Origin of the sequence: Pseudomonas sp. KCJK9111 (genome assembly GCF_046231935.1) — a bacterium.
In the GTDB taxonomy this organism is placed as follows: domain Bacteria; phylum Pseudomonadota; class Gammaproteobacteria; order Pseudomonadales; family Pseudomonadaceae; genus Aquipseudomonas; species Aquipseudomonas parafulva_B.
The window spans coordinates 1-4,418 of record NZ_JBJJMO010000115.1; the positions used below are offsets into that span (position 1 = coordinate 1).

Here is a 4,418-nt window from a genome sequence, read left to right on the forward strand (position 1 = left end):
GCACCACGCTTCAACCCGCATGCACGGACATCGCAAACAGCCTTCCCACAATCGGTCTTACAATCAACACGCAAACAAAGGCTACCGGCATCGCCAATCGATAGGCTTTCAGCACGTTGCTTATATAATCCTGATCAATTCCGGCGTTAGCTGCCGTAATCACAAAACACATCAGCAACGCCATGATGGCCGACATGTAAAAGGCAAACACATACGGCGTGGCATTCACATGCAACCTGCGGCGACGGCTTTGAGTGGCATCAGTCATGCGACCTCCTGGAGTCCGATTGAGGCGTTACCCTATCAACCCACGGCGCTCCCCCAGTAGACCGCTGTGCCTTAGTCCTTTATAAAGCAAAACTTACGAATCCCAAGGGCACAGCATGGACCTGCTCAACGCCATCCGCAGCTTCATCAAGGTCGTCGAAGCGGGAAGTATTGCTGCGGGCGCCCGCAGCCTGGGCATCAGCCCAGCCGCCGTGAGCCAGAACCTGGCGCGTCTTGAAGGACACCTGCAGGTCCGCCTGCTGACCCGCACAACGCGGCGCATGACGCTGACTCCCGCCGGCACCCAGTACTACAGGCATGTCAGGCTGATAGAGCGTGACCTGGCGCGCGCTGAGCAAGCGGTGATGACGCCTGAAACCGAGCCCCAAGGTCGGCTGTGCATCGCTTCGACCTCCGCGTTCGGTCGTCACGTCCTGGCGCCACTGATACCTGCGTTCAGCGAGCGGTACCCGCGTATCTCGATCGAGCTGGTCATGAGCGACAGAAAGGTTGACCACGCACGTGAAGGTATCGATGTCAGCCTGCGCATCACGCCCCAGCTGGACGAGCACCTGGTCGCCAAGCACATCGCCCGCATTCCTTTCGTCTGCTGTGCAGCGCCAGGGTATCTGGCCAGTGCCGGTGTACCGCAAACGCCAGAGGCCCTGCGCAACCACCGTTGTCTGGTGTTTCGCTACCCGGTCGATGGCCGTCTGTTGCGTTGGGGGTTCATGCGTGATGGGCAGCGCCTGGAGCCCGAATTCGGCGAAGTGCTCATCTGCGACGACATCGATGCGCTCACGCAGATGGCGGTGCATGACGGCGGCATCACTCGCCTGGCAGCGTTCATTGCACGTCCGCACCTGGCTTGCGGTGCCCTGGTGCCGCTGTTCGAATACAGCCCTGACGGACAGGCGTATGCGCAGACAGAACCCATGGACGTTTATCTCTGCGTGGCCGATCGCTTCGCACTCACGAGCAAGGTACACGCCTTCATGCATTACCTGCGCGACCGTCTTGGCGAAGATTGGCAAGTGCCAACATGAAAAAACCGCCACGAGGGCGGTTTTCCAGTAGCGGGAACGATCAGAAGCGGTAAGTGAGGGATGCCCCTACACCGTGCGCGCTGTTCTCGTACTTGGCACGGTAGGCGCCCTTGGTGGCGCTGACCTGATTGACCTTGGTGTCTTCTTCCCACAGGTAGGAATACGCCACGTCGATGGTCATGTCCTCGCTCGGGCTCCAGCCGGCGCCCAGGCTGAAGATCTTGCGATCGCCTGTGGGGATGCGCGGCGAGCGGTCCTGGTTGTTGGTCGGCGACTGGTCGACGGTGAAGCCGGTACGCAGCACCCACTCCTTGTTGACCTTGTACGACGCACCCACGGCGTGGGCCCAGGTGTCATGCCAGTTCTGTTCTTCCGAAATGGTCTGGAAGGCTGAGCCGATCAACGGGCGCGGGACATCGTTCTGTACAGTGATGTCCTTCAGACGGCTCCAGCGCGTCCAGGTGCTGCCGGCGTACAGCGTCCACTGATCGTCGAGCTCATGAGTGACCGAAAGGTCCACCGACTCCGGCGTCTTGATCTTGAGCGAGGCATCGAACTTGCTGCCGCTGAAAGGTCCGATCAGCGGGGTGTTGACCTTGGTCTTGCCCTCGAGCTTGTAATCGACCATGGAGTGATAGGTCAGGCCGATGCGCGTGCGGTCGGTGGCTTGCACCATCAGGCCGATGTTGTAGCCGACCGCCGTGTCGTCGCCTTTGATCTTGACTTCACCGTCGTTGCGCCCGGGAGTGGCCGGGTTGATCAGGTTGGAACCCAGTTCGCCCTTGATCCGGTTGAAGGTCGGGCCGAAGCCGATCGACACCTTGTCATTGAAGGCGTAGCTGACGGTAGGCTGGAACGTCACCACTTCCACGTGGCTTTTCTTGCCCCAATAACGCGCCGCGTCGTCACTGCCGTAGTCGGTGACCAGACCGAATGGCACGTAGACACCGAAGCCGACGGTCCAGTGATCGTCGATGGGCTTGACGTAGTAACCCATGGGTACGCCGACGACCGGTACCATGTCACCGTCAGTTTCCCCCCCAAGGTTGCTGCCAGGCCCCGAGATATCGGTTTTGGCGATGACCGCTGCGCCACCGACGGTGACCTGCTGGCGCTTGAGGCGGGACATGCCGGCCGGGTTGCCGTATACGGTGCTGGCATCCTCGGCAGAAGAGGAACGTCCCGCGAAACCTGTCCCCATGCTGCTGACGCTTTGTTCGTTCAACGCGAAGCCGCTGGCGAACAGTTGGCTCGAAGCGAGCGCAACAGCAACGCCAAGGGAGGTTTTGAGCATTACTTTTTTCATTATTAGAACTCCTTGGGATCTCCGAGGCGAAAAGCTACCAACAAATCACGCGCCGCGCTATAGGCGCAATCGCAGGAGATAGAGCGGTTTTGTAGGACAATCCGACTAAAATTCCTTTTCTCAGTTGAGTCTGTAAGAACCGTCTCAAGAAGCCACTGGCAGTTTCTGATCCACGCAGGCTTGCCAGGCTTCTGTGAAGTCTCGCAAGCGACCCTGGGGGTTGAAAATCTGACGCCAGATGCGCGCCTGGCCTATCCGGTCGTCCACTGCAGGCAAGGTCACAACCTGGGCTTCGACCAGTAGCCAGGCAATGGCGGTGGCGTAGCGCAGGTTCACGGTAAGTTCCAGGTCGGGTCCGCCCAGGAAGGCATGCTGGCTGGCCAGGCCGCGTACACGGCTGGCCAAGTCGGGATCGCGTGCCAGGTAATCGTCCCAAAGCGTGCGATGACGCTGGTCATCTATGCGAAACAGACCATGCCCACGTCTACCGTGCAGCGCCGATCCCAATGCCGACTGGCAGGCAGCAATGCCGAGCAACAACATTTCGGCGCTGACGCAGTGGCGGTCAAGGTAGATCAGTGTGGGCCTGATGACATGCTGACGTAATTCTTTGGCCGCAATACCCATGGTGCCCCCGAGCAGTAAGAGACCGACGGGCGCAGGCGCTTGGCAGCTGGATGAACGGTCAGGCCCGCCGGAAGCGGCGTGCACCGCTCGAGTTGAAGTGTAGTGTGATAAGGATGATGTAAAGGGCTGTTTTTAAATCGATTGCTGCCTGACAAGCCGAGCGATATACCCGAAGGCAATTACGCTGGGTTTGTACAGGCAAGCGGGGAGGGGGTGTATCTGACGGGTGAATGCCGCAGCATTCACCGCTCACGCGGTGAGTGACTGGCGGGTACGGGCGATAACGGCCTGCAGCGGTTCGCTGCGGCTGTACTGCTCGTGGTACAGACGTTCGGTGTGGCAGGCGATACCGTGTTCGTCCACCAGCGTGAAGCTGAAGCTGCCCTTGCGTGGTGCAACGAGCAAGCATTTCAGTGGCGAGAACGCTTGGGAAAGGGTACCGATTGCAGCCTGGATTTGATGTTGAGTTTGCATATTATTGGAGGTTCCTGCATTAAACACGGGGAGTAGATCCGTGCATCATAGAAACGTTCCAGTGACGTCTTTATTAAGGGACGAGAGAACCTGCTGGAACAAAGCAGCCAGAAGGAGCGCAATCAAAAGTGGGCGCTTGGGCTGACTGGTAGGTACTTCAGAGGACAGGCAGCACACGGGGCCAAGGTTCTGGGCCTTCGTGCGGGATCCTGATCAATTAGTCTCGTGATGGATGTCGCGGCAGCATATCGGCTGCGGGCGAGTCATCGAAAGGGCCGGTCCTGGTTTCAGCAGCGCGCTGTTGGGAAAGCGGATCTGCAAGGACATTGTTGGCCAGAATTGACTTTCAGCTTGGTACTAACGAGGCGCATCCTACCTGAACCTTTTAATGAAGGCAAGCCCTGGAAGCGCTTGGGTAGCCGAGCAGTATGGCCCTTAATGTTGCCGGTGGGAAGGGGGTAGAGCACGCTTATAGGGTGCCCAGAACGCCTGCCTGACACACGAACGGATGCCCGGCCGGGGCTTGTTCACACCGAAAGGATGATTTGTATCAAACGCGTCCTACCTTCCGCTCTGGTCGCCAATGACTTGACTGGCCAGTTAAGTCAATGAAAAAAAACACTATTTTTGGTTGGTGAAAAAATCGTCAGTTTGACAGCAGCCCCCGTAATTCGGGGCTTGGCGGGGGGGAATAGGGT

5 protein-coding genes are annotated in these 4,418 nt (G+C 58.7%); 1 reads left to right on the top strand and 4 read right to left on the bottom strand.

Going from position 1 to position 4,418, the window contains the following annotated elements; translation table 11 throughout:
* Positions 1–10 precede the first annotated feature (10 nt).
* Positions 11–268: a DUF2798 domain-containing protein gene (locus ACK59L_RS21295; protein ID WP_409275900.1), complete on the bottom strand. Its 258-nt coding sequence runs from the start codon at positions 266–268 to the stop codon at positions 11–13.
* Between the two features lie 115 nt (positions 269–383).
* On the opposite strand from ACK59L_RS21295, the gene ACK59L_RS21300 reads away from it, so the two are divergent.
* On the top strand, positions 384–1,313 hold the full coding sequence (locus ACK59L_RS21300; protein WP_409275902.1) for a LysR substrate-binding domain-containing protein: 930 nt from the start codon (positions 384–386) through the stop codon (positions 1,311–1,313).
* Positions 1,314–1,353: 40 nt separating this feature from the next.
* On the opposite strand, the gene ACK59L_RS21305 is transcribed toward ACK59L_RS21300, so the two are convergent.
* The 3 genes from ACK59L_RS21305 to ACK59L_RS21315 all read right to left on the bottom strand — a co-directional run bounded on the left by ACK59L_RS21305 (position 1,354) and on the right by ACK59L_RS21315 (position 3,720).
* Positions 1,354–2,619: an OmpP1/FadL family transporter gene (locus tag ACK59L_RS21305; RefSeq protein WP_058604160.1), complete on the bottom strand. Its 1,266-nt coding sequence runs from the start codon at positions 2,617–2,619 to the stop codon at positions 1,354–1,356.
* A 144-nt stretch (positions 2,620–2,763) separates the two neighbouring features.
* A complete protein-coding gene (locus ACK59L_RS21310; RefSeq protein ID WP_058604161.1) occupies positions 2,764–3,246 on the bottom strand; it encodes a hypothetical protein in 483 nt (160 codons plus the stop codon).
* Positions 3,247–3,495: 249 nt separating this feature from the next.
* Positions 3,496–3,720, bottom strand: coding sequence for a hypothetical protein (locus ACK59L_RS21315; RefSeq protein ID WP_027915766.1), 225 nt, complete (start codon positions 3,718–3,720; stop codon positions 3,496–3,498).
* Between the last annotated feature and the right edge of the window lie 698 nt (positions 3,721–4,418).

Bases quoted from the DNA above. Each gene is read 5' to 3' on its own strand.
- ACK59L_RS21310 (WP_058604161.1), bottom strand. From the start codon at position 3,246: ATGGGTATTGCGGCCAAAGAATTACGTCAGCATGTCATCAGGCCCACA.
- ACK59L_RS21315 (WP_027915766.1), bottom strand. From the start codon at position 3,720: ATGCAAACTCAACATCAAATCCAGGCTGCAATCGGTACCCTTTCCCAA.
- ACK59L_RS21305 (WP_058604160.1), bottom strand. From the start codon at position 2,619: ATGAAAAAAGTAATGCTCAAAACCTCCCTTGGCGTTGCTGTTGCGCTC.
- ACK59L_RS21300 (WP_409275902.1), top strand. From the start codon at position 384: ATGGACCTGCTCAACGCCATCCGCAGCTTCATCAAGGTCGTCGAAGCG.
- ACK59L_RS21295 (WP_409275900.1), bottom strand. From the start codon at position 268: ATGACTGATGCCACTCAAAGCCGTCGCCGCAGGTTGCATGTGAATGCC.